The 24,097-nt window shown below is 37.0% G+C and carries 24 protein-coding genes; 17 read left to right on the top strand and 7 right to left on the bottom strand.

The features are described 5' to 3' along the window. Positions 1 to 760: 760 nt before the first annotated feature. Genes pdhA through lpdA form a run of 4 tightly spaced genes read left to right on the top strand, consistent with a single transcriptional unit; the run spans position 761 to position 5,490 of the window. Positions 761 to 1,804, top strand: a complete 1,044-nt coding sequence (pdhA, locus tag MHH64_RS15960; RefSeq protein WP_240033754.1) for a pyruvate dehydrogenase (acetyl-transferring) E1 component subunit alpha — start codon at positions 761 to 763, stop codon at positions 1,802 to 1,804. A gap of 3 nt (positions 1,805 to 1,807) precedes the next feature. After that, positions 1,808 to 2,785, top strand: coding sequence for an alpha-ketoacid dehydrogenase subunit beta (locus MHH64_RS15955; RefSeq protein WP_095308437.1), 978 nt, complete (start codon positions 1,808 to 1,810; stop codon positions 2,783 to 2,785). A gap of 23 nt (positions 2,786 to 2,808) precedes the next feature. Continuing rightward, positions 2,809 to 4,080 carry a dihydrolipoamide acetyltransferase family protein gene (locus tag MHH64_RS15950; protein ID WP_251659077.1) on the top strand — a complete coding sequence of 424 codons (1,272 nt, stop codon included), beginning with the start codon at positions 2,809 to 2,811 and terminating at the stop codon, positions 4,078 to 4,080. 3 nt (positions 4,081 to 4,083) lie between these two features. After that, entirely contained in the window at positions 4,084 to 5,490 is a 1,407-nt protein-coding gene (gene lpdA, locus MHH64_RS15945) for a dihydrolipoyl dehydrogenase (RefSeq protein WP_095308439.1), read from the top strand. Positions 5,491 to 5,526: 36 nt separating this feature from the next. Here the strand turns inward: lpdA and MHH64_RS15940 are convergent, their stop codons facing one another. Further along, positions 5,527 to 5,919 (bottom strand): hypothetical protein, encoded by a 393-nt coding sequence (locus tag MHH64_RS15940; RefSeq protein WP_118888978.1) that lies wholly within the window; start codon positions 5,917 to 5,919, stop codon positions 5,527 to 5,529. Between the two features lie 306 nt (positions 5,920 to 6,225). Here MHH64_RS15940 and MHH64_RS15935 point away from each other — a divergent pair, with 306 nt between their 5' ends. From MHH64_RS15935 to MHH64_RS15925, 3 genes are all read left to right on the top strand, one after another. After that, positions 6,226 to 7,098, top strand: a complete 873-nt coding sequence (locus MHH64_RS15935) for a polysaccharide deacetylase family protein (protein ID WP_303448229.1) — start codon at positions 6,226 to 6,228, stop codon at positions 7,096 to 7,098. Positions 7,099 to 7,357: 259 nt separating this feature from the next. Beyond that, on the top strand, positions 7,358 to 7,462 hold the full coding sequence (locus tag MHH64_RS15930) for a GapA-binding peptide SR1P (RefSeq protein WP_095308443.1): 105 nt from the start codon (positions 7,358 to 7,360) through the stop codon (positions 7,460 to 7,462). Between the two features lie 191 nt (positions 7,463 to 7,653). Next, positions 7,654 to 7,920, top strand: coding sequence for a UPF0223 family protein (locus MHH64_RS15925; RefSeq protein WP_118888977.1), 267 nt, complete (start codon positions 7,654 to 7,656; stop codon positions 7,918 to 7,920). A 97-nt stretch (positions 7,921 to 8,017) separates the two neighbouring features. On the opposite strand, the gene MHH64_RS15920 is transcribed toward MHH64_RS15925, so the two are convergent. Further along, a complete protein-coding gene (locus MHH64_RS15920) occupies positions 8,018 to 8,638 on the bottom strand; it encodes a DUF1054 domain-containing protein (RefSeq protein ID WP_118888976.1) in 621 nt (206 codons plus the stop codon). A gap of 332 nt (positions 8,639 to 8,970) precedes the next feature. On the opposite strand from MHH64_RS15920, the gene MHH64_RS15915 reads away from it, so the two are divergent. Together MHH64_RS15915 and MHH64_RS15910 are read left to right on the top strand one after the other, a co-directional pair. Then, the gene (locus tag MHH64_RS15915) at positions 8,971 to 9,168 is read left to right on the top strand and encodes a hypothetical protein (protein WP_095308446.1); all 198 of its coding nucleotides are present in this window, start codon (positions 8,971 to 8,973) and stop codon (positions 9,166 to 9,168) included. 132 nt (positions 9,169 to 9,300) lie between these two features. Next, positions 9,301 to 10,107 carry an inositol monophosphatase family protein gene (locus MHH64_RS15910; RefSeq protein WP_095308447.1) on the top strand — a complete coding sequence of 269 codons (807 nt, stop codon included), beginning with the start codon at positions 9,301 to 9,303 and terminating at the stop codon, positions 10,105 to 10,107. Positions 10,108 to 10,118: 11 nt separating this feature from the next. On the opposite strand, the gene MHH64_RS15905 is transcribed toward MHH64_RS15910, so the two are convergent. Further along, a complete protein-coding gene (locus MHH64_RS15905; protein ID WP_158586216.1) occupies positions 10,119 to 10,289 on the bottom strand; it encodes a DUF5325 family protein in 171 nt (56 codons plus the stop codon). A 193-nt stretch (positions 10,290 to 10,482) separates the two neighbouring features. On the opposite strand from MHH64_RS15905, the gene MHH64_RS15900 reads away from it, so the two are divergent. After that, complete coding sequence (locus MHH64_RS15900; protein ID WP_340002011.1) at positions 10,483 to 10,788, top strand: YlaH-like family protein; 306 nt, start codon at positions 10,483 to 10,485, stop codon at positions 10,786 to 10,788. 64 nt (positions 10,789 to 10,852) lie between these two features. Here the strand turns inward: MHH64_RS15900 and MHH64_RS15895 are convergent, their stop codons facing one another. Beyond that, positions 10,853 to 11,056 carry a YlaI family protein gene (locus tag MHH64_RS15895; RefSeq protein ID WP_095308453.1) on the bottom strand — a complete coding sequence of 68 codons (204 nt, stop codon included), beginning with the start codon at positions 11,054 to 11,056 and terminating at the stop codon, positions 10,853 to 10,855. A gap of 167 nt (positions 11,057 to 11,223) precedes the next feature. Here MHH64_RS15895 and MHH64_RS15890 point away from each other — a divergent pair, with 167 nt between their 5' ends. Continuing rightward, on the top strand, positions 11,224 to 11,538 hold the full coding sequence (locus MHH64_RS15890) for a hypothetical protein (protein WP_118888974.1): 315 nt from the start codon (positions 11,224 to 11,226) through the stop codon (positions 11,536 to 11,538). 32 nt (positions 11,539 to 11,570) lie between these two features. On the opposite strand, the gene MHH64_RS15885 is transcribed toward MHH64_RS15890, so the two are convergent. Continuing rightward, positions 11,571 to 12,173 (bottom strand): YhcN/YlaJ family sporulation lipoprotein, encoded by a 603-nt coding sequence (locus MHH64_RS15885; protein ID WP_095308456.1) that lies wholly within the window; start codon positions 12,171 to 12,173, stop codon positions 11,571 to 11,573. A gap of 197 nt (positions 12,174 to 12,370) precedes the next feature. After that, on the bottom strand, positions 12,371 to 12,862 hold the full coding sequence (locus MHH64_RS15880; RefSeq protein WP_095308457.1) for a hypothetical protein: 492 nt from the start codon (positions 12,860 to 12,862) through the stop codon (positions 12,371 to 12,373). A gap of 168 nt (positions 12,863 to 13,030) precedes the next feature. Between MHH64_RS15880 and MHH64_RS15875 the strand changes: the two genes are divergently transcribed. The 3 genes from MHH64_RS15875 (at position 13,031) to pyc (ending at position 18,344) form a co-directional block, all read left to right on the top strand. Then, positions 13,031 to 13,312, top strand: coding sequence for a YlaN family protein (locus MHH64_RS15875; protein ID WP_095308458.1), 282 nt, complete (start codon positions 13,031 to 13,033; stop codon positions 13,310 to 13,312). Positions 13,313 to 13,728: 416 nt separating this feature from the next. Then, positions 13,729 to 14,913, top strand: a complete 1,185-nt coding sequence (gene ftsW, locus MHH64_RS15870; RefSeq protein ID WP_095308459.1) for a putative lipid II flippase FtsW — start codon at positions 13,729 to 13,731, stop codon at positions 14,911 to 14,913. After that, positions 14,901 to 18,344, top strand: a complete 3,444-nt coding sequence (gene pyc / locus MHH64_RS15865; RefSeq protein ID WP_118888972.1) for a pyruvate carboxylase — start codon at positions 14,901 to 14,903, stop codon at positions 18,342 to 18,344. The genes ftsW and pyc overlap by 13 nt, the downstream gene beginning before the upstream one ends. A 146-nt stretch (positions 18,345 to 18,490) precedes the next feature. Here pyc and MHH64_RS15860 read toward each other — a convergent pair whose 3' ends face one another. Further along, positions 18,491 to 19,420, bottom strand: coding sequence for a heme A synthase (locus tag MHH64_RS15860; protein ID WP_095308462.1), 930 nt, complete (start codon positions 19,418 to 19,420; stop codon positions 18,491 to 18,493). Between the two features lie 722 nt (positions 19,421 to 20,142). On the opposite strand from MHH64_RS15860, the gene cyoE reads away from it, so the two are divergent. The 3 genes from cyoE to ctaD all read left to right on the top strand — a co-directional run bounded on the left by cyoE (position 20,143) and on the right by ctaD (position 24,097). After that, on the top strand, positions 20,143 to 21,084 hold the full coding sequence (cyoE, locus tag MHH64_RS15855) for a heme o synthase (RefSeq protein ID WP_340002010.1): 942 nt from the start codon (positions 20,143 to 20,145) through the stop codon (positions 21,082 to 21,084). A gap of 61 nt (positions 21,085 to 21,145) precedes the next feature. After that, positions 21,146 to 22,198: a cytochrome c oxidase subunit II gene (coxB, locus tag MHH64_RS15850; RefSeq protein WP_095308464.1), complete on the top strand. Its 1,053-nt coding sequence runs from the start codon at positions 21,146 to 21,148 to the stop codon at positions 22,196 to 22,198. Between the two features lie 45 nt (positions 22,199 to 22,243). Further along, on the top strand, positions 22,244 to 24,097 hold the full coding sequence (gene ctaD / locus MHH64_RS15845; protein ID WP_095308465.1) for a cytochrome c oxidase subunit I: 1,854 nt from the start codon (positions 22,244 to 22,246) through the stop codon (positions 24,095 to 24,097).

The following is a 24,097-nucleotide window of genomic DNA, read 5'->3' as shown; positions in this document are numbered from 1 at the left end:
TGGTAGCTGCACTTGAAAAAGTGACTGTTGGATAGTATATATAAACTGTGGATTAGTGTATTTAAATGGATTGTGCGTCTACTCGATCCGGAAATATACTTCGCTAGTATATGGAATTAATAAAAACGATATCGATGCGCTCCCGGACGGCGATTATTGCACATACTTGAAGAAAACAGCCGAGAAGTTAGTTCGCAGTTTCTTTCAACTTTACTATTGCAAAAAACATAACAAGGAATAGTGATTGAATTGTTCTAAGGCAATTTTACGTTCGCGGAATCTTGATACTTGTGATTGCAAATACAGCTTTTCCCGATATGTAAGGCTTTAGAGTTCGTAATGAACTGCTTCGACAAACTTAAACTTAATAATAGATACAGTTTAATAGTACAGTTCGAAAGCTATATTATAACAGTTAGATCTTGTTGTTCATCAAATACCTCCGCTTAAAATGTAAATCCTTTCATTTGCTTGAAATGTATAAGCAAACCTGTTGACCGAATATAAAAAATGGGTTACGATCTAGTAGCAAGCTGGATTGTATCAATAAACTTTACATAATTTATGTAACAGGTTATTATTTATTATGGGTTGTGATTATTTATGACCTTAATAGGGTACATCATTAATATATAATTTTTTGTAGAGATTTACCTTATTCTGGGTACGCTAGGAAAGACAATAATATTAAGGGTATAAAGAAAGGAAGAGGTGAACCATTTTGAAATATGTACTTGATAATGTTGAAAGTCAGTTCGAAATGTTCCAGATTCTAAATGAAGATGGGAAAATTGTGAATAAAAATAGTATGCCAGATCTATCGGATGAGGAATTGAAAGAGCTTATGCGTCGTATGGTTTATACACGTATCCTTGATCAGCGCTCAATTGCCCTAAACCGTCAAGGTCGCTTAGGTTTCTATGCTCCAACAGCAGGACAGGAAGCTTCACAACTAGGAAGTCAATTTGCGCTGGAAAAAGAGGACTTTATTTTACCTGGTTATCGTGATGTTCCACAGTTAATTTGGCAAGGTCTACCATTATATCAAGCCTTTTTATTCTCGAAAGGACATTTTCACGGAAACCAATTCCCAGATGATTTACACGCACTAAGCCCACAAATTATTATTGGTGCACAATATGTTCAAGCGGCTGGTGTTGCTTTAGGAATCAAAAAGCGCGGCAAGAAAAATGTTGCGATCACATACACAGGTGATGGTGGTACTTCGCAGGGTGATTTCTATGAAGGAATTAACTTTGCAGGTGCATATAAAGCGCCAGCAATTTTCATTGTACAAAATAACCGCTTTGCTATTTCTGTTCCAGTAGAGAAACAAACAAATGCGAAGACATTAGCACAAAAGTCTGTTGCAGCTGGTATTGAAGGAATTCAAGTTGATGGTATGGACGTGTTAGCAGTTTACGCAGCAACGCAAGCAGCCCGCGAACGTGCAATCAATGGCGATGGACCTACTTTAATTGAGACACTAACATACCGCTTCGGTCCTCATACAATGTCTGGTGATGATCCAACCCGTTATCGTACAGAAGACATGGATAACGAATGGGAAAAAAGAGATCCACTTGTTCGCTTCCGCAAGTTCTTAGAAAGCAAAAAGCTATGGACGGAAGAAGATGAAAACAAAGTAATTGAAGAAGCAAAAGAAGATATTAAGCAGGCGATTAAACAAGCGGAACAACAACCAAAACAAAAGGTTACAGATTTAATCGGTAATATGTTTGAAGAACTTCCATCTAACCTACAGGAGCAAATGGAAATTTATAAAGAGAAGGAGTCGAAGTAAATCATGGCACAAATGACAATGATTCAAGCAATTACAGATGCAATGCGCGTTGAATTAAAAAATGATGAAAACGTGCTTGTGTTTGGTGAAGATGTTGGTCAAAACGGTGGAGTATTCCGCGCTACAGAAGGTTTGCAGGATGAATTCGGTGAAGACCGTGTATTCGACACTCCTCTTGCAGAATCAGGAATTGGTGGTCTGGCGATTGGGCTTGCATTACAAGGTTATCGCCCGGTTCCGGAGATTCAATTCTTTGGTTTCGTATATGAAGTAATTGATTCTATTAGTGGACAAATGGCTCGTATGCGTTACCGTTCTGGTGGACATCATACAGCACCAATTACAGTTCGTGCTCCATTTGGTGGAGGTGTGCACACACCTGAAATGCACGCTGATTCTCTCGAAGGATTAATGGCACAGCAACCAGGTCTTAAGGTTGTTATTCCATCAACTCCATATGAAGCAAAAGGATTGTTAATCTCAGCAATTCGCGATAATGATCCAGTTATTTTCTTAGAGCATATGAAGCTTTACCGTTCTTTCCGTGGTGAGGTTCCGGAAGGGGAATACACTGTAGAAATTGGGAAAGCAGATGTGAAAAAAGAAGGAAATGACGTTACATTAATTGCTTACGGTGCAATGGTACATGCATGTCTTAAAGCAGCAGAAGAACTTGAAAAAGACGGAATCAGCGCAGAAGTAATCGACTTACGTACTGTATCACCAATTGACTATGATACGGTTTTAGAATCTGTGAAGAAAACAAGCCGTGCAGTTGTTGTGCAAGAAGCACAACGTCAAGCAGGGGTAGCAGCGAATGTAGTTGCTGAAATTCAGGAAAGAGCAATTTTGCATCTTGAAGCACCTGTATTACGAGTAGCGGCAGCAGATACGGTTTATCCGTTCTCGGACGCTGAAGAGGTTTGGTTACCAAACCATCAAGATATTATTGAAAAAGTAAACACTGTAATTAATTTTTAAATAGAAGACAGGAGGTAAGATGTATGGCATTTGAATTTAAATTCCCAGATATCGGGGAAGGTATTGCTGAAGGCGAAATTGTAAAATGGTTCGTTAAAGATGGCGATGAAATAAAAGAGGACGACGTACTATGCGAAGTTCAAAATGATAAAGCTGTTGTTGAGATTCCTTCACCAGTAGAAGGAACAATCAAAAAGATACATGTTGCAGAAGGTGAGGTAGCAAATGTAGGAAACGTATTTGTTACCATTGATGCTGAAGGTTATGAGTCTGATGATAGTGGTCAGGAAGAAGCGGCAGCTGACAAACAAGCAACAGAGGAGCCTGCAAAGGAAGCTCCAAAAGATGCTAAAGAAGAACCTGCAGAAACAGAAGGTAAACGAGTTATTGCAATGCCTTCTGTAAGAAAATACGCTAGAGAAAACAACGTAACTATTGAAGCAGTTAGTGGCACTGGTAAAAATGGTCGTATCCTAAAAGCTGATATTGACAGCTTCCTAAGTGGTGACCAACCGGCAACACAAACGGAACAAACAACTGAAGAAGCAGTTGATACGCAAGCTGCAAAACCAGCTGCAGTTCCAACTGGCAGCTACCCAGAAACTCGCGAGAAGATGACAAATATCCGTAAATCAATCGCGAAAGCAATGGTTAACTCTAAATCAAAAGCACCACATGTAACGTTGATGGATGAAATCGATGTAACAGAGCTTGTTGCACACCGTAAGAAGTTTAAAGCAGTTGCAGCTGAACAAGAAATTAAATTAACGTACTTACCATATGTTGTGAAAGCACTTGTGTCGGCGTCTAAAAAATTCCCAATTCTAAACTCATGGATTGACGATTCAACAGACGAGATTGTTCAAAAGCATTACTATAATATCGGTATCGCTGCTGATACAGACAAAGGATTACTTGTACCTGTTGTAAAAGATGCTGATAAGAAATCCATCTTTGAAATTTCAGCTGAGATAAATGAATTGGCAGGAAAAGCTCGTGATGGTAAACTAAAACCAGATGAGATGAAAGGGGCTTCTAACACAATTTCAAACATTGGTTCAGCAGGTGGGCAATGGTTTACACCAGTATTGAATTACCCTGAAGCTGTAATTCTTGGAATTGGTCGTATTGCCGAGAAGCCAATTGTTCGTGATGGGGAGGTTGTCGTTGCTCCAGTTCTTGCTTTATCTCTAAGCTTTGATCATCGTATCGTTGATGGTGCAACTGCACAGCTAGCTTTAAACCAAATTAAACGATTACTAAATGATCCACAATTAATTATGATGGAGGCGTAGGTAATGGTAGTAGGAGATTTTCCGGTAGAAGTAGATACACTGGTTGTTGGAGCAGGTCCTGGTGGTTATGTTGCTGCTATCCGTGCTGCACAATTAGGACAAAAAGTGACGATTGTTGATAAAGGTGCTTTAGGGGGAGTTTGTTTAAATGTTGGATGTATTCCATCAAAAGCATTGATTCAAGCGGGTCATTTGGCAGAAAGTGCAAAAGGCTCTGAAGAACTAGGAATCAAATCAGAAGGTGTGACAATTGACTTTTCCAAGGTTCAAGAGTGGAAAGGCAGCGTTGTTAACAAATTAACATCTGGTGTTGAAGGCCTTCTTAAAGGGAATAAAGTAGACATCGTAAAAGGGGAAGCATATTTCGTAGATAAAAACACTGCGAAAGTTATGGACGATAAGTCTTCTCAAACATATAAATTCAAACATTGTATCGTTGCAACTGGTTCATCACCAATTGAAATTCCAACATTCAAATTTTCAGATCGTGTACTCGATTCAACAGGAGCTTTGAACTTGAAAGAAGTTCCTAAGAAATTAGTGGTTATTGGTGCTGGATATGTTGGAAGTGAGCTAGGTTCTGCTTATGCAAACTTCGGAACAGAAGTTACTTTCCTTGAGGGTGCAAAAGATATCCTAAGTGGATTTGAAAAGCAAATGACACAGCTTGTTAAAAAGCGCTTGAAGAATAAAGGTGCTACAATCATCACTGAAGCGATGGCTAAAGGTGTTGAAGAGTCAGCTGACGGTGTGAAAGTTACGTATGAAGCTAAAGGAAAAGAAGAAACAATTGAAGCAGATTACGTACTTGTAACGGTTGGCCGTCGTCCGAACACAAGTGAAATCGGCTTAGAACAAGCTGGAATTGAGCTTGATGAAAAAGGACTTGTTAAAATCGATAAACAATGTCGTTCTTCTGTAGACAATATATTCGCCATCGGTGATATTGTTGCAGGTCCTCCGCTTGCTCATAAAGCATCCTATGAAGGAAAAATTGCTGCTGAAGTAATTGCTGGAGAAAAATCTGAAATCGATTATCTTGGTGTGCCAGCCGTAGCATTTACAGATCCAGAACTTGCAACTGTTGGAATGACAGAAAAAGACGCAAAAGATGCTGGTTATGATGTAAAAGTAGGGAAATTCCCATTTGCTGCAAATGGTCGTGCGTTGTCCTTAAACAATAGTGACGGATTCTTGAAATTAATCAGCCGTAAAGAAGATGGCTTAGTAATTGGTGGCCAAATTGCTGGTCCAAATGCGAGTGATATGATTTCGGAAATCGGACTTGCTATTGAAGCAGGAATGACTGTTGAAGATATCGCATTAACTATCCATGCTCATCCAACGTTAGGTGAGATTACAATGGAAGCTGCAGAAGTGGCACTTGGAACTCCAATTCATATGTTATAAGATATTGAATATGAACGTTATTAAAAAGGATGCCTTTTAGTTTAAGGCATCCTTTTTATCTTCTTCTAAAGTGACCTCTAGCTGCTCCATAATTTCATCTTTGGGCATGTTGCGAGATAGCTGTGCAACCGTCTGACCATTCTTTTGAATGATAAGAGTAGTACCTTTTGTGTCTAATGGTATATCCATTTCTGTGGGATCGATTTCGACCATTTTTGCATCTGCAAATTCATAAGGGTATTCTGCTTTTAAATCAATAATGGCATCAATGTATATTTCATCAATTTCTTCAATTGATTCTTCTGGGATAATCATGACATTATATTCCGTCGGATTAAACGAAATAGCCTCAACGACTTCGTCTTTAGACTGACAACCTGTAAGTAAAATTAGTAGGGTAGAAATCATCAATAAGAACTTGTTCATCAACTTTTATTCACTTCCTCATTGTGAATTTATCTCATGACAATGTAAAGATAGTTTATCAAATGAATAGTGCACTTTAGATAATGTTATCGAACTGTTATTAAAATGAAAATCTATTGTCGGAAATTGTAAACATGAAGCAACATTGTTTGGGGTATATAATAGAAGTGGATTATATTGGTATATCGTGAAGTCATTTCCTATTTGGTTTGTACAGGAATATTTTTCGATCGGAAATGACAGTTGTTTCACGAATGCTTTATACTAAATCTAGTAATCTATTCTTACAGCTAGGAGGAGGTTCTACATATGAAACGTATTACATTCTTTATCCTTGTTATTGGTTTTGCAATTCTATCAGCCTGTGCAAGCGATACAGAAACGACGAGTCAGGGAAAATCACCATCTGCAAATGGAGAAAATGAAGAGCAGAATCAGACAGCAGAGAACGAAAAACAAGGTGAGGATGAGGTGAAGGAAGAAGAATCTGAAGAAGAGAAGGCTACGGACGAGCCTTCTATTGAAGCCCAGTATACAATTTCGGAAAATTGGTCAGTAATTCCAATAGAAGCAGAAACGAATGAAGATGTTGTCTTGTTGACAATTGATGATGCGCCTGATAAGTATGCTGTTGAAATGGCCAAAACATTAAAAGAATTAGATGCTGGGGCGATCTTCTTTGTAAATGGACATTTTATTGATACACCTGAAGAAGAGGAAATGCTCAAAGAAATTCATGAAATGGGCTTTATGATTGGAAATCATACGTTTACACATGCAACATTACCAGAGATATCTGAAGAAGAACAGAAAGAGGAGATTATAAGTCTAAGTGATCGTATAGAAGAGATTATTGGTGAACGTCCGTTATTCTTCCGAGCCCCGCACGGTGCTAATACAGAATATTCAATTCAAGTTGCCGAAGAAGACGGTATGACAGTAATGAACTGGACGTACGGCTATGATTATTTCGAGCCTTATATGAATGCGGAAAAGCTTACGGAAGCAATGATTTCAGGAGAAGGGCCAGAGGTGGATGTACCGTATTCATTATTGAAACCGGGAGCGAATTTACTCATGCATGATCGGGAATGGACAGCTCAAAGCTTACCGAGCATTGTCGAAGGCTTAAGGGAAAAAGGGTACGAGATAGTTGACCCAACACTTATCGAAACAAAATGAAGGGTAATTAATAAACCAGTTAAAAACCTTACTGAATTCAATCATGAGAAGTTCAGATTTAACGTATAATGGACACAACCATAAGCCTTCATACATATGGTTGTGTTTTTTTTTATGAATTTTAGAAGGAATAGCAATAAGTCCTCTTATTCTATGGGATATCTCTAAATATGTTATACTAATTAACTATTGACTCTTATAATGTGTCATATTATAATATGAATATGTTATCAATAAAGTTGGAAAAGGGGATGACTTAATGGGTACAATAATTTGTCAAGATTGCCAACAAGTTATTGAAGATTACGAAGATGAAAAAGTAACAACTCTTTACGGTACATGTCCTACTTGTGATAAAAAATAATACAATTATAGGCTAAGCTACATTATATAGTGTAGCTTATTTTTTTGCATATACAGGGAAAAGATAAACGAACAGGTTAATTAATTCCCGTTTACCAAATAGAAGTAGATATGTATTATAATAAGTATCACGGAAAAACTTATTGATATAGGTCTATATGCACAAAAGGTATAATGAGGTGAATAAGAATAATGAGTTATGAGTACCCGATAGATGAGACGTGGTCAACGGAAGAGATCATAGATGTTGTGAATTTTTATTCACTTGTGGAAAAAGCTTACGAAAAAAAAGTAAGTCGCGAAGAAATTCTATTGCTGTATCGTAGATTTAAACAGATCGTACCTTCAAAAAGCGAGGAAAAGAAGCTGTTTACAGCATTCGCAGACTCATCAGGCTATTCGTGTTACCATACTGTCAAAAAAGCGAGAGATTCAGCCGACGACTTTATTAAAATGTAATAATGCTGGTATTACCGTTTAGAAAAGCAAAGACCTTATTCACATACAGGTGAATAAGGTCTTTTTTTCTTAAGGTTTTTGTAACGGATAAGATCAGCTAGTTACGAGATTGTAGTGCTAATTGATAAAATGGGAGTAAGGTATGAAAGGTTCGTTTCGCTGTATCGACTAAATCTCCTCCATTTGCAGCTAAATCACTTTCAGATGGAACATGAATTCCGATTAAAAACTCCGCTTTTTTTACATCTCTAAAGCGTTCGAGATGTTTCATCTCCAAATCCTGAAGCGTTATGGAATCTTTGCTCATATGATCTAAAGAAACAACGAAATTGTCTGGAAGCTGTTTAATTTTATCAAATGCTGAAATAAACGATTTCGCAATTTCTTGTTTATTTGGTAATTCGTAAATTAGTGCTAGCCACATAAATAGATGATCATCAAACAAACCTATTTGAAAGTGTGGGTGTTTTTTGTATCCTCGTTTATTATCTGCTATTGCCAGCCAGGTATCCTTTGGGGGATTTACGGTTCTCCTTGCGTGTTTAGCAATATGTAAATACATTTCATTTCCTAATTGTGCTGCTACATAGTCAGCGAGTTCAGATCCGATTTCTTGGAACTTCGGCTGAATTCTTGTTTGGATTGCTTCCATTCTTTCATCAAGACCATCTATCGTAAATGTTTCAAAATCTTCACGTCTAAATCCTTGAAAAGTCAAAAGTTTCATTCCTTCCTTCATGCATGTTATTTATAATAATTATTATTAAATATAGAAGGTTGTAAGTCAAGTTATACATACTTATTGATTCTGTAACAGAAAACATTGGCAATATGGTGTGAAAGCTTTAAATGTTAAGTTTCAACCCTATGTGATCAGGCTTTAAAGAGAACTGAAATTCTCAGTTATGTTTAAAAAGGCTAAAAACGGGAAATGATAATAAAAATAATCATTAATTTCAGAAAAGCTATGAACAATATAATTTCCAAGTCATAAAATAAAGAAAACACATGAAACTGATAAAACAAGCTCTGAGAAAGGAAGTGGCGAAGTTGAAATATGTTATGGAAGCGTTAAGGAGAAAAGAGGCTGAAGAGCGACTGCCTGTTATCCGAATGGAGATTGATTATGAGCTGGTAACGCTTTATGATGCGATGCAAGCTAATGATAAAGTTTCAATTATTAAAGCTAAGGAACGTCTAGAGGATTTAAGGAAACAGATGTTACAAATTGAAAATGAGCACGCTTAATAACTGACCCCAATATGTATTGGAAGCATTAGGAAATACTCGAATACATATTGGGGTCATTCATATACAATGACGGGGTCCCTTCATTTTGTTACAATTGGAATTATAATCATAATAGTGGAGGGCGTACATATGGATAAAGCGATTCGCAATGACATATATGATCAAGCTGTAAAATGGGTGTTGGAAGCAGGGACGATCATTCGAGATGAAATGAATGCTCCATTGAACATTGAAACGAAATCAAATCCAAATGATCTTGTTACGGTATTGGACAAACGTATAGAAGCGTTCTTTGTTCAGAACATAAAGGAAAAATATAGCAATCATTTTATTATTGGAGAAGAGGGCTATGGTGATTCCGTTACATCTCTTGATGGAACAATTTGGATTATTGATCCAATTGACGGCACCATGAACTTTGTTCATCAAAGAAGAAACTTTGCAATATCTGTTGGCGTATACCAAGATGGTATTGGTGAAATCGGAATTATTTATGATGTGATGTCAGATGTGCTGTACCATGCGAAAAAGGGCGAAGGAGCTTACAAAAATAATCAGCAGTTACCTCAGCTTACTTCAGATGTTAAATTAACAAATGCAATTATAGGAATGAACCATTTTTGGTTGTGTGAGAATAGACTTATAGATGAAAAAACGATGCAGAATTTTGTGAAGAAAGTACGAGGCACGAGAACGTATGGATCTGCTGCATTAGAGTTTGCTTATACGGCAGAAGGAATTGAAAACGGATATTTATCCATCGGACTCGCGCCGTGGGATGTAGCAGCTGGTATTGTCATTGTGAATGAAGTTGGCGGTGTGACGAGTGATATAGATGGAAATGAAGTGAATATGCTTGAAAAAACATCGATACTTACTTGTAATCCGATCTTGAAGGACGAAATAATAACCTTTATCCGAAATGGAAGAAAGTGACGGGATTTTCGTCACTTTCTTCTTTTCTTTAATGATAAACCATAACCGAAAATTGCAAATCCGAGTATTAGGAATAATAAAATAAACCAAATATTGCGGAAAGCGATAGCGAGTCCAACAAGAAAGAACATCGCAACAACAAGAATAGCTAATAAAAGCATAGGAACATTAATATTCTTCATTTAAGCACCTCTATTTCAATAAATAGTATATATGAAAAAAACGTTTTCTTCAAAAAAAGTTAGACTAATAGAGAATACTATTTTTCGTGCTGTACAAATATAAATTAAAATATGACCTTACGCTTGTTAGTGGCAGGAATATAAAAGATTTAGTATGATAATAGAAGAGCTTAGTGAATATTGGGGGATACATATGGATGGCTTTAGGTTTGTATTTGATTTTGTAGTAGAAAAAAATGGTGTAGAGAATATATTTTGGATATTTTATGTAATGAATTTTATTCTTTGTGCAATTGCTTATGAACTTGGGTTTGCTCGTAAATTGTCACCGCTAAAAAAGCTTTTTGTTTATATTTTATTGTTAATTGGAACCTATATATTAACAATATTTACTACTGTAATGCGTATGCCAACAATTGAAAGCCTTATCGTTATTATTTTTATATTGGCAGTATATAGAATTAGACTTCATTACCAGAGAAAAGCAGATAATAAATAAAAAACGCCAATTTTGGCGTTTTTTTATTAGAGGAAACGATAAACTTTAAAAAATTGGAAATAGACTACAAGTACTGGTCCACTTTTTTATTTTCGCGATAAAGTCTAAAATTTCCTGTAGAAAGTCTTTCGTTAGTTTTAACCTCAATTCGGCCATAGCAACTATTACACAGATACATATATATTCTTCTGTTTCTTAGTCGTTTTGCTTGAAGGCAATAATCTTCAATTTCTTCCACTTTATCACAAAGAGAGCACTTTACTTGCATTCTTTCACCTCTTACTTCAAAAAATAATCTGTATTTAAAAACTTCTTGTAAGTAGTATATCACAAGATATTCACTTTAGTAGGAGATCTTTTATGTTTGATAAGAACTATTCGGGGGAAGATAAGTATAAACTTAACAATATCTATTTAAAATGAAAGGAAGATTTCATGAAAAAAAGATATGTATTATCAGCAGTAGGAGCACTAGGTGCAGGAGTAGCAGGTTACTATTTAAAGGATGAACAAAATCGTAATAAAATTAAAGAGGCTGCAAACGTTGTTGCATCGAAGTTTAAACAAAATTCGCATTCGGATGATCATGATCATACATTTGAAAGCTCAGGTGTACCGGATCAATTAGAGGAGAAAGATTTGGAGCAGCTAGAAAATTCCAAAATGGTATCAGAAGGATCACAGTTTGGTGTACAGTATTACAATGAAAAGAAAGAAGAAAACACTTCACGTAACCAAGAAGAGATATAAGGTAACCCAGGCTTCTATAAGAAGCCTGGGTTTTATTCTGCACGATTGTCATGGTGATTAGATTGTTCACCTTCGATATCATCCAGCTTTTGTTGCTCTTCATCAGATAATATTTCTTTGTTTTGGTCTGGTTCGGCAGGTGGGTTGTTCATGATTGGAAATTCAGGCATATAGCGACCTACAATCGCTGCAAGTTCATCTACAAATCCTTGAACAGGATGGCCTTGTGCCATTTTGTCTCCCATTCCCCTAATCCTCTCCATAACATCAGCATCGGCTACTACGATAGCTGTTTTTCCATATGGATCATGATAGAGTGCTTCGGAAACAGAATATTTAATTGTTCCTACCCGTGATCGATCAAGATCTTTATCAACATCAATCCCAACCACAGTGTAAGGACCAGCGACAATTGCAGCAGCATCATCCACACTTGGAACATCGCTAGCTACATTGGCTAGATGATTTGCAATTTCGGTATTGCTTAAATCTTCAAGTTTTGTTGGGTCTGAGTTTTTAACTTGGACTAATTGATTGTTTTCTTGTTCTTCTGCCAATGGGGGATCCTCCTGTTGTCCACAAGCTGCCAGGAGTATAATTCCAACCAAAAATAATAATGTAAAATGCGGCTTCATTCAGCATTCCTCCTAATTATAGTAGCTGATGCCCTTATTTTGGTTAGAATAAATGAAAATATACAGTGAAGGATATAATTATATTGGTTGGCAGGAAAGTAAGTATAAAACTTTCTTACTGCGTATATGCAACTATCGCAAGAACTTGGCGAATACGATTTTTTCTAATGAAAAAAATCTGCAATGCATGCAGATTTTTAGTGAATGATAATTTGTTTTATATTGGTTATTGGCTTGTCTTTATTTGATCCATCTTGGTAGAAAAAGTGAACAGGACCATTTTCTTTAATTGGTTTTCCGTCAATCGCAAAAAGAAAGTAGCCATTTTCGAGGTCAGCTATTGATATTTCCGTTTCTACCTCATCTGATACTAAAATAGCGTGCGTTGCACTGGCTTTAACTTCTGCATTTTTTATGAAATCATGCAATGGCATGACATAGGAATTTTTTAAAATTGTTTCTCCTTCTAATTTTGAGATACTCCTGTTTACAGGAGGACGATTCATTTTAACATCAAAAACTTCTCGGTTGAATCGTTGAGATGCTAATTCTAAATCATCAACTTCTTCCGAATTCCTGCCCTTGTCGGAAAAAGCGTCGCTCAGCAATATTTTTCTATCATCGAAAATCCATACGGTAGGATCTAAAGTGATGGAATAGAAAACGTTTCCCATAATCGGTACAATCATTATTTCACCCCTAATTCTGTATCTTCATCAAGAATAGCAGACATAAACAAATATTTCACCTGTAAAGAATTATTTTTTATAAAAATTTTACGCTTTTGTTTGCATTTTCTTGTAGCTAACGCTAATATAATATACAAAGAAGTCTTTCTAACGGAGGGGATTTTATTGATGCCAGAGGCGACTATTGATCACCGTGAAAAAGCCCATGCCCTTCTTAAGGCTGACGCTGACAACATATTACGACTAATTGAAGTTCAAATAGAGAATTTAACGATGCCACAATGTCCAGTCTACGAAGATGTTTTGGACACGCAAATGTTTGGTCTCTCGAGGGAAATTGATTTTGCTGTGCGTCTAGACTTAATCAGCGAGAACGAAGGAAGAGCACTTCTTGAAAATCTTGAGAAGAAGCTTAATATATTGCATGAAGCTTCACAAAATTCGGTTTGATTAAGCAGTCCATTGTATTGGCTTAATGATGTGATGTGACAAAGCAAAACTTTGCCAGTAAGTAAGCGGCAAGGTTTTTTTGTTTAATTGTAAGGAATATAAAGGAATTTAAATAGGAATTTATAGGTGAATTTGAAAAAATAATAACAATTTAGAAGACGCGACTTACAAAAATGTGTTATAGTTATTTAAATTTCTTTTCATCGATACTTAAAGTTCGTGTTTGAAAAAAGAGGATAAAAGGACCGAGAAGTTCGAGGCGGCGCAAGACCTGGAATCCGCAGGGTTTGTTGACTCGACTTTCGACACAGGAAGTGTCAGAAGTTAGTTAGTCGATGTTCCTCCGATCTTGATGTGTCATTTTTACCGAACTTTTTGAACAACCTCTTAAAAAACATATGGTTGGGAGAAGTAGGATGCTTAAGAGATTAAAAGACTACGATTTTACCTTAATGATTACACCAATACTATTAGCTGGGTTTGGAATTGTTATGATTTATAGCGCGAGTATGGTGACAGCTGTTGTGGAAGGAAATGAAAGTACCCATTATTTAATACGTCAATCGATTTGGTTTGTAGTCGGAATGATAGGTTTTATCATCTGTAGTATATTTCCATACAAATACTATCAGAAGCTAATGAAGTTTATTATTTTGTTTATTGTAATCTTGCTTGTTGCTGTGCTTATTTTCGGAAATTCCGTAAATAACGCGAAATCATGGTTCCAGATTGGTCCAGCTAGTATGCAGCCGGCTGAATTTGCGAAGCTCGGTCTGATTATGTATTTGGCTTCCATCTATTCGAAGAAACAAGCATACATAAGTCAGTTTAATACAGGTGTATTACCACCGCTTATACTTACAGGGATTATTTTAGGATTAATTGTTCTTCAACCAGATATCGGAACCGCATCGATTATTTTCTTGATTGCTTGTACTGTTATATTTAGTTCAGGAATACGATTAAAGCACTTATCAATCTTAATCGCTATCGGTGTTGGATTAGCTATATTAGCAGTGCCTTTTTTAGTGACTGATGAAAGGTTGTCTCGATTTACAGGAGCTTACCAGCCTTTTGCAACACCAGATTCTGATGGGTATCAATTAATCCAATCCTATGTAGCAATTGGTGTTGGGGGATTAACTGGGGAAGGACTAGGTCAAAGCGTACAAAAGTTAGGCTATCTGGTGGAAGCTCATACGGATTTCATTATGGCGATTGTAGCAGAAGAGCTAGGTTTTATTGGCGTACTTATTGTGTTAGGAATGCTAGCAATCATTGTATTGCGTGGTATTTTTATAGCTAGAAAATGCAATGATAGTTTCGGAGCATTACTAGCATTAGGAATTTCTTCCATGGTTGGAATTCAAACATTTATTAACCTTGGATCTATTAGTGGACTGCTACCGATTACCGGTGTACCACTTCCGTTTGTTAGTTATGGAGGCTCATCACTTCTCATCATGTTAATCTCAATGGGAATTCTTAACAATATTGCAAGTGCTGTTAAGAAGCAAGAAATTGATGGAACAAAAGAGAAGTCGAATGTAGAAAGAAAAACGATTAATTATAACAGGAGTGATAGAAGATGGCAGAATTAAAACAGATCAAAAAAGTACTGGTTGCTAACCGAGGAGAGATTGCAATTCGGGTGTTTCGGGCTTGCACAGAACTAAACATCCGTACTGTAGCGGTTTATTCGAATGAAGATTCCGCGTCCTTTCATCGTTTTAAAGCAGATGAAGCATATTTAATCGGTAAAGGAAAAAAGCCAATCGATGCTTACTTAGATATTGAAGGAATTATTGATCTTGCAAAAGAAGTACAAGTTGATGCGATTCATCCTGGCTATGGTTTTTTATCGGAAAATATTAACTTTGCAAGACGTTGTGAAGAAGAGGGAATTATCTTTATTGGACCTACTAGCGAACATTTAAACATGTTTGGAGATAAAGTAAAAGCAAGAGAGCAAGCGGAGATAGCGAATCTACCGATTATTCCTGGTAGTGGCGGTGCTATAGCAACTGTCCGAGATGTTGAAGCTTTTGGAGAGGAACACGGATATCCAATTATCATTAAAGCATCATTAGGCGGTGGTGGACGTGGTATGCGAATTGTTCGTGATGCAAATGAAGTCCGCGAGGCATACGATCGTGCTAAGTCCGAAGCAAAAGCTGCTTTTGGGAATGATGAAATATATGTAGAGAAATTCATTGAAAATCCTAAACATATCGAAGTACAAATCCTTGGAGATCAGCATGGAAATATTGTTCATCTTCATGAAAGAGATTGTTCTGTACAGCGCAGACATCAAAAAGTAATCGAAGTTGCGCCAAGTTTGTCTCTTTCAGATGACTTACGAGAACGCATTTGTAATGCTGCAGTTGACTTGATGAAAAATGTAGGTTACATAAATGCTGGAACTGTTGAATTCCTTGTTACGAATGATGATTTTTATTTTATTGAAGTTAACCCCCGTGTACAGGTAGAACATACTATCACAGAAATGATTACTGGTATTGACGTTGTTCAAACACAAATTAAAGTGGCAGACGGATACAGCCTGCATGATGAATCTGTTGGAGTACCAGCACAAGAAGAAATTACAATTCACGGTTATGCAATCCAGTCCAGGATTACGACAGAGGATCCACTGAATAACTTTATGCCAGATACGGGTAGAATTAATGCATACCGTAGTGGTGGAGGTTTTGGTGTACGGCTAGATGCTGGAAATGCCTATCAAGGTGCAGTCATATCACCGCATTATGATTCTTTACTAGTTAAAGTTTCAACGTGGGCATTGACCTTTGAGCAAGCTGCAATTAAAATGGTGCGAAATTTAAAGGAATTCCGAATTCGTGGTATTAAAACGAATATCCATTTCTTGGAAAATGTAATTTTGCATGAGAAATTCATGTCTGGTCAATATGACACAACATTTATTGATAATACACCAGAGCTATTCGTCTTTCCGAAACGTAAAGACCGTGGCACAAAGATGCTTACCTATATTGCGAATACAACGCTCAATGGGGCAGAGGGGATTACGAAAAAGAAAAAGCCTGAATTTTCGCCATTACTTATTCCAGAAGTAGATTCTCATCAAGAAATCCCTGCTGGAACGAAACAAATTTTAGATGAAAAAGGCCCAGAAGGGTTAGCACAGTGGTTGAAGGATCAGAAGGAAGTATTATTAACAGATACTACATTCCGTGATGCCCACCAATCACTACTTGCAACAAGGATTAGAACGACGGACTTGCTGCATATTGCTGAACCGACTGCGCGTTTATTACCAAATCTCTTTTCTGTCGAGATGTGGGGCGGAGCTACGTTCGATGTAGCATACCGTTTCCTAAAAGAAGATCCATGGACTAGACTACTCGCTCTACGTGAGAAAATGCCAAATGTACTATTCCAAATGCTATTACGTTCGAGCAATGCTGTAGGGTATAAAAACTATCCAGATAATTTAATTCGCGAATTTGTAGAGAAGAGTTCCAATGCAGGTATTGATGTTTTCCGTATTTTCGATAGCTTGAATTGGGTTGAGGGAATGAAGCTGGCAATTGAATCGGTTCGTGAAAATAACAAAATTGCAGAGGCGACAATTTGTTATACTGGCGATATACTCGATAAAGGTCGGGAAAAATATGATATTAATTACTACAAAAACATGGCGAAAGAGCTGGAACAATCTGGTGCCCATATTTTAGGGATTAAAGATATGGCTGGATTGTTAAAACCAGAAGCAGCCTATCAGTTGATATCTAGCCTTAAAGAAACGATCGATCTTCCAATCCACCTTCATACACATGATACGAGTGGAAACGGTGTTTATACGTATGCTAGAGCAATCGATGCAGGAGTAGATGTGGTCGATGTTGCTACTGGTTCGATGTCGGGATTAACTTCACAACCTAGTGCGCAGACACTTTATCATGCACTAGAAGGAAGCGCACGCGGGCCACAGGTTGATATTAATGCATATGAAGAAATCTCACATTATTGGGAAGGCATTAGAGAATACTATCAGGATTTTGAAAGTGGAATGAAAGCACCACATACAGAAATTTATTTCCATGAAATGCCTGGAGGACAATACAGTAATCTAAAACAGCAAGCGAAGGCTGTTGGACTTGGAAATCGTTGGAATGAAGTCAAAACAATGTTCCGCAAAGTTAATGACATGTTTGGAGACATTGTAAAAGTAACACCATCTTCAAAAGTAATTGGTGATATGACATTATTTATGGTACAGAACAATTTATCCGAAGCAGATATTTATGAAAAAGGACATTCAATTGATTTCCCGGATTCTGTTATTGAGTTTGCGCAAGGGTATATTGGTCAGCCATATCAAGGCTTCCCAGAAAAATTGCAGGAGATTATTCTTAAGGGGAGAAAAGCAATTACGGTTCGACCTGGGGAATTATTAGAATCAATTGATTTTGAGGGCTTAAGAGACGAACTATTTAAATCTTTGGATCGACAAGTAACTAGCTTTGATTTGATTGCCTATGCATTATATCCAAAAGTGTTTATGGATTATCATAATTTCTGTGAAAACTATGGAGATATGTCTGTGTTAGATACACCTACGTTCTTCTACGGAATGAACTTAGGTGAAGAAATTGAAGTAGAGATAGAAAAGGGAAAAACCTTAATTGTGAAACTTGTTTCTATTTCTGAACCTAAAGATGATGGTACACGAGTTTTCTATTTTGAATTAAATGGACAATCGCGTGAAATCAGAGTAAGAGATAACAGTGTTGAGTCCTTGCTTTCAACAAGACCAAAAGTCGATAAATCAAATGAAAAGCAAATTGGTGCGACAATGCCAGGAACTGTACTTGCAGTTAATTGTTCAAAGGGAGATTCAGTTGAAAAAGGTGAACACATTTTAACAACGGAGGCAATGAAAATGGAAACAACTATTCAAGCTCCGTATGCAGGTGTCATCAAGGCGATTCATGTAGATGCTGGAGAATCAATTGAAGTGAATGATTTGTTAATTGAGTTTGAATAATATTTGAATGGTAGTGTGTCTCTGATTTAATGAAATTATTATAATCGGAGACTCTCCACTAGCTTTTAATTGTTTTATAGACCCTTTGATGCAATTCAGCAGAAAAGATCTCAAATGTTACTAGAAAAAAGAAAAAACAGGGATGGCTATTTAGCCATTCCTGTTTTTTCTTTTTTAGCACTTCTATTAGAAAGTAGGATGAAATAACTAAGCATTCCAAAGTAGCAGGAGATCACTAATGCGTGCATAAGTGCTACGCCAAGATTAAGTAAAGTAAATATAATCAATGCTCCAAATAGAACCTGCAGGAAAATCAAAAAGAAAGTAATAATCCATCCCCAATACATTACATTGTTGAAACGGTAGTTTTTAATCATATTAAGCATCAGGATAAACGTCCAGATAAATAGTATCCCTGCTGCAAATCGGTGTCCCATTTGTACCCACTGATTAAAATCATAATCAGAAAACGAGAGGGGGGAGGTGTTCGTACAAAATGGCCAGTCACCACAAACAAGATTTGATTCAGTATGCCGTACTAGTGCACCTGTATACACAACAATCATTGTATAAATGGATAGTGCGTAAATATGCAAACGATGACTTTTTTTAATGAATAGCGACTCGGTATGTAATTTCTTATCTAATTCAAAAATTAGCAGCATAAGCAGAAAGACTGCTGCAAACGATACTAAAGATATTCCAAAATGGGCAGCGAGAACAAAATCTGACTGTCCCCAAACAACAGCTGCTGCACCAATTAAAGCTTGCAGGACAATAAAGAAAACAGAAGAAAATGCTAGGAATTTTACTTCTCGAACATGACCAATTTTAATCCAAGATAAAATTGCAAGCGTTAATACAACGATCCCAGCTACTCCAGAAACAGCTCGATGGCTTAATTCAATTACCATTTCAAAAGTGAATTCAGAGGGTATTAATTCACCTTCACAAAGCGGCCAGCTATCTCCACAACCATCCGCTGATCCGGTCTTTGTAACTAATGCTCCTCCTAATAGAAGAAAAAGCATTAAAATTGTTGCAATTAATGATAAGGTTCGTAAAAATTTAATCATACACTCAACAGCCTCACTTCTAATGATTAAAAACTATAATAGGATGTTCAAAAAGTCTGGTAAAAATGACATATTGAGAGCAGGAGACCTTCGACTACGCACCAACACGTTCTGTGTCGAACATCAAAGTCACCATAACACACGCGAGAAGCTCGATGGCGATGGCTTCTACTTAAAAACGCCCACGTCCTGGGGCGACACAGAAGTCAACACATCCTAAGTAAGCCCGATATTGGGGAACTAAGCCGCCTTGAACTTCTTGGTCCTTCATTTTCACCTTTTTAATGCGCACTATAAAAACTTTCAATAGATTAATCATAATAGCAGATTAACTTTTATTGCAACGAAATTAGCTTAGAAACTACTATTTATACGCACAATTGTAATAGTATCATGTTTTACATACGTTTTCACTATGCAAATAAGAAAAAAGCTTGCATTAATTTACGTTGTTTGCTAGAAATAGTATAGGGATGTTCGCTATCATCCTAAAAAAATGAGGTTATACATATTTTCAAGTGGTAGTAACGATCCATGAAAAATTCACTTAATTGTCACATATACATTGAAATTATGTTGTAAACTATTTAGTGAATTGATAAGTTAATTAGATTGTAATTTAATTCCGTGATACAATAAGACTTAGAATCAGAATTCATGGAATGAAGAAGACTTCTGGTTATTTAACGTGTCTTTTTGTCGGGGTTAAAGGGGGGAAATTAATGAATAAAGCGGAAACATCGTATTCTGAAATAATCGGCGATGCAGCATTGACCAACAAGGAAAAAATTGGAGTGTTTCTTAATGAAATAAAAGCGCTTATAAAAATAGGCATTGTAAACTCGAATATGATTACTGTCTTTGCCGGTTTTTGGTTAGCAGTTCATTTTTCGAACTCTTCCTTTATATCCCATTGGGGAACTTTTTTACTCACAATGGTTGGTAGTGTGCTCGTTATTGCTGGTGGCTGTATTATCAATAATTGGTATGATGCAGACATTGATCCTAAAATGAATAGAACTAAGAAACGACCGACGGTTACTGGATTTATATCTTTGAAAACAGCGTTAATTGCTGGGCTTGTAACGACTGCGGTAGGATTAATTATGTTATTGTTTACAACACTATTAGCTGCACTTTTTGCTTTTATAGGATGGTTTGTTTATGTCGTATTGTATACAATGTGGTCAAAGCGTCGTTATACATTAAACACGGCAATCGGAAGTATTTCAGGTGCTATGCCGCCACTAATCGGTTGGGCAGCATTTGATCCTTCGCTGCATATTGTTCCTACTGTTATGTTTTTAATTATGTTTATCTGGCAAACACCGCATTTTCTTGCTTTAGCAATGAAAAAAACCGAAGATTACCGAGCGGCTGGAATACCAATGTTACCTGTCGTGCACGGTTTTGAATTTACAAAACGCCAAATTGTAGTTTATACTGCCTGTCTACTTCCCCTACCATTTTTACTTGCATCACTGGGAACGACTTTTGTTGTTATTGCGGTATTACTTAATATTGGTTGGCTTGTATTAGGGTTTAGAGGCTTCTTTATGAAGGATGATTTGAAATGGGCGAATATCATGTTTATCTATTCTTTAAACTATTTAATTATTTTATTCCCGTTAATGATTATTGTGACATTGCCTATATTTAACTAAACGTTTGTCCTTAAATAAATATATATAAGGAAACAACAAGAAGAAAGAGAGGTATTAATACATGAAAGGTTGGATGGGAAAAACTAAGGCACTATTACTATTTACAATGTTGTCTCTATTTTTGACCGCGTGCGGGAAAGAAAATTTAACTGCACTTGTGCCAAAAGGGTATGGAGCAGAAAGCTCGATGAATTTAATTATTCTCACAACATTAATTATGGTTGGAGTTTTTGTCGTTGTTATGATTATCTACGTTATTGCTTTAGTCCGTTTCCGAAGAAAGAAAGGGCAGGAAGATTTCATTCCAAAGCAAGTAGAAGGGAATCACACATTGGAAACGGTTTGGACAATCATACCGATAGTGCTAGTTTTAATTATGGGTGTACCAACTGTTATTGCTACGTTTGATTTAGCAGATACGTCCAATGCAAGTGAAAACATCAATATTGAGGTTACAGGGAATCAATATTGGTGGCATTTTAATTACGATGGCGAAGAAATCGTAACAAGTCAGGATTTGTATATTCCTACTGGTGAGAGAGTATACCTGAACATGCAGTCCTCAGATGTTATTCACTCGTTTTGGGTACCATCTATTTCAGGGAAAATGGATGTTAGTCCTGAAAACGTAAATACAATGTACATTGAAGCTTTTGAAGAAGGCGTTTACTGGGGGAAATGTGCTGAGCTTTGCGGGCCATCGCACTCATTAATGGACTTTAAAGTAATTGCAGTTAGTCCGGAAGAATATGACCAATGGCTATCTGATATGCAAGCTGTTGATCCTGAGCAAGAGCCGCAGGATACTGTAGCACAAGAAGGTAAAGAATTGTTTGAAGCAAATAACTGTATGGCATGTCATGCTATCGGATCTTCACCTGCTGCAACTGGACCTAATTTAACAAACTTTGGGGACCGTACCACTATTGCTGGTATTTTGGAACCAACAAAAGAAAACCTAATTGATTGGATCATGGATCCTGAGTCAATTAAGCCTGGAAATAAAATGACAGGTGCATATCCGAGCGTTTCAGAAGAAGAGGCAAATAGTATTGCTGAATATTTACTGCAATTAAAACCTTCAGAAATAACACCTGAAAGTGCTGGGAACTAAAAAATATATAATTGGGATGAAAGACACAAAAGGGAGGTTTAAGCTTTGAGTAATGCAGCTACTCAAAAGAGAGCTTTTAGTGCTGTACTATGGGATTACTTGACCACCGTTGACCACAAAAAAGTTGGGATTCTGTACTTAATGGGTGGTGGATTCTTTTTCCTACTAGGTGGACTAGAAGCTCTTATAATTCGAATTCAGTTAATTAAACCTGAGAATGATTTTATTACTGCAGGTTTGTATAATGAAATGATCACGATGCACGGAACAACCATGATATTCCTTGCAGCCACACCATTATTATTTGGTCTTATGAACTATATCATGCCACTGCAAATCGGGGCACGCGACGTTGCTTTTCCATTTTTAAACGCACTCGGATTTTGGTTGTTCTTTTCCGGTGGTATTCTATTAAACTGTAGTTGGTTTTTAGGAGGAGCACCTGATGCAGGGTGGACTGCATATGCACCATTATCGATTCAGTCACCGGGACATGGGACAGACTTTTATGTTATGGGATTACAGCTATCTGGTGCTGGAACATTAATGAGTGGTATTAATTTCCTTGTGACCATCGTTGCGATGCGTGCGCCAGGGATGACTTATATGCGTATGCCATTATTTACATGGACTACTTTTGTAACGAGTGTCCTAACCTTGTTCGCATTTCCTGCATTAACTGTTGGATTGTTCCTACTAATGTTTGACCGTATGTTTGGTTCTGCGTTCTTTGATGTAGCTCTTGGTGGGAACTCCGTAATTTGGCAGCACCTTTTCTGGATATTCGGTCACCCAGAAGTATATATACTGATTTTACCTGTATTTGGGGTGTTTAGTGAGGTTTTACCTACATTCTCTAAGAAGCGATTGTTTGGTTATTCTGCAATGGTATTTGCAACCTTTTTGATTGCGTTTTTAGGATTTATGGTTTGGGCACACCATATGTTTACAGTAGGTTTAGGACCAGTAGCTAACTCCATATTCGCTGTTGCAACGATGGCGATTGCTGTTCCAACAGGTATTAAAATATTTAACTGGTTATTTACGATGTGGGGCGGAAGTATTGTTATTAATTCAGCAATGCTTTGGGCACTGGCATTTATTCCTTCATTTACAATTGGTGGTATGACAGGGGTTATGCTTGGGTCAAACGTTGCGGATTATCAGTACCATGATTCCTACTTCGTTGTTGCTCACTTCCACTATGTAATCGTTGGTGGAGTGGTGTTTGGTCTATTTGCAGCTTGTCACTACTGGTGGCCAAAAATGTTCGGAAGAATTTTACATGAAGGTATGGGTAAATTAGCTTTCTGGACATTCTTTATTGGATTCCATTTAACATTTTTCATCCAGCATTTCCTAGGATTAATGGGTATGCCACGTCGTTATTGGGTGTTCCTGGAAAACCAAGGGCTCGATACTGGGAATTTGATTAGTACGATTGGCGCCTTCTTTATGACAATTGGAACAATAGTTTTTCTTATTAATATTGTTTATACTGCTGTTAAAGGTGAAAAAGCACCTGCAGATCCGTGGGATGCTCGTACATTAGAGTGGACAATTCCTTCACCACCGCCGTTTTATAATTTTAAACAAATGCCTTTAGTAAGAGGCCTTGATCCATTGTGGATTGAGAAAACAGAAGGAAATGGAAAAATGACTCCTGCAGAGCCATTGGATGAAATTCATATGCCTAACGGATCTATTCTTCCTTTAATTATGACAGCTGGTTTCTTTATCGCATCTTTCGGTTTCATTTATCAAACTGATCATAAAGCTTGGTTAATAGCATTGTATGCTGGTATGGCTATTGCGATTGGTTGTATGGTAATCCGTTCCTTGAAAGATGATCTTGGATTCCATATTTCCAAAGAAGAACTAGAAAGGGAGGCTGACTGA

The sequence above is a fragment of the Oceanobacillus sp. FSL K6-0127 genome, assembly GCF_037983385.1.
Taxonomy (GTDB): Bacteria; Bacillota; Bacilli; order Bacillales; family Amphibacillaceae; genus Oceanobacillus; species Oceanobacillus profundus.
The sequence above is the reverse complement of the archived record's forward strand: the minus strand, read 5'-3'. Positions and strand labels throughout refer to the sequence as shown.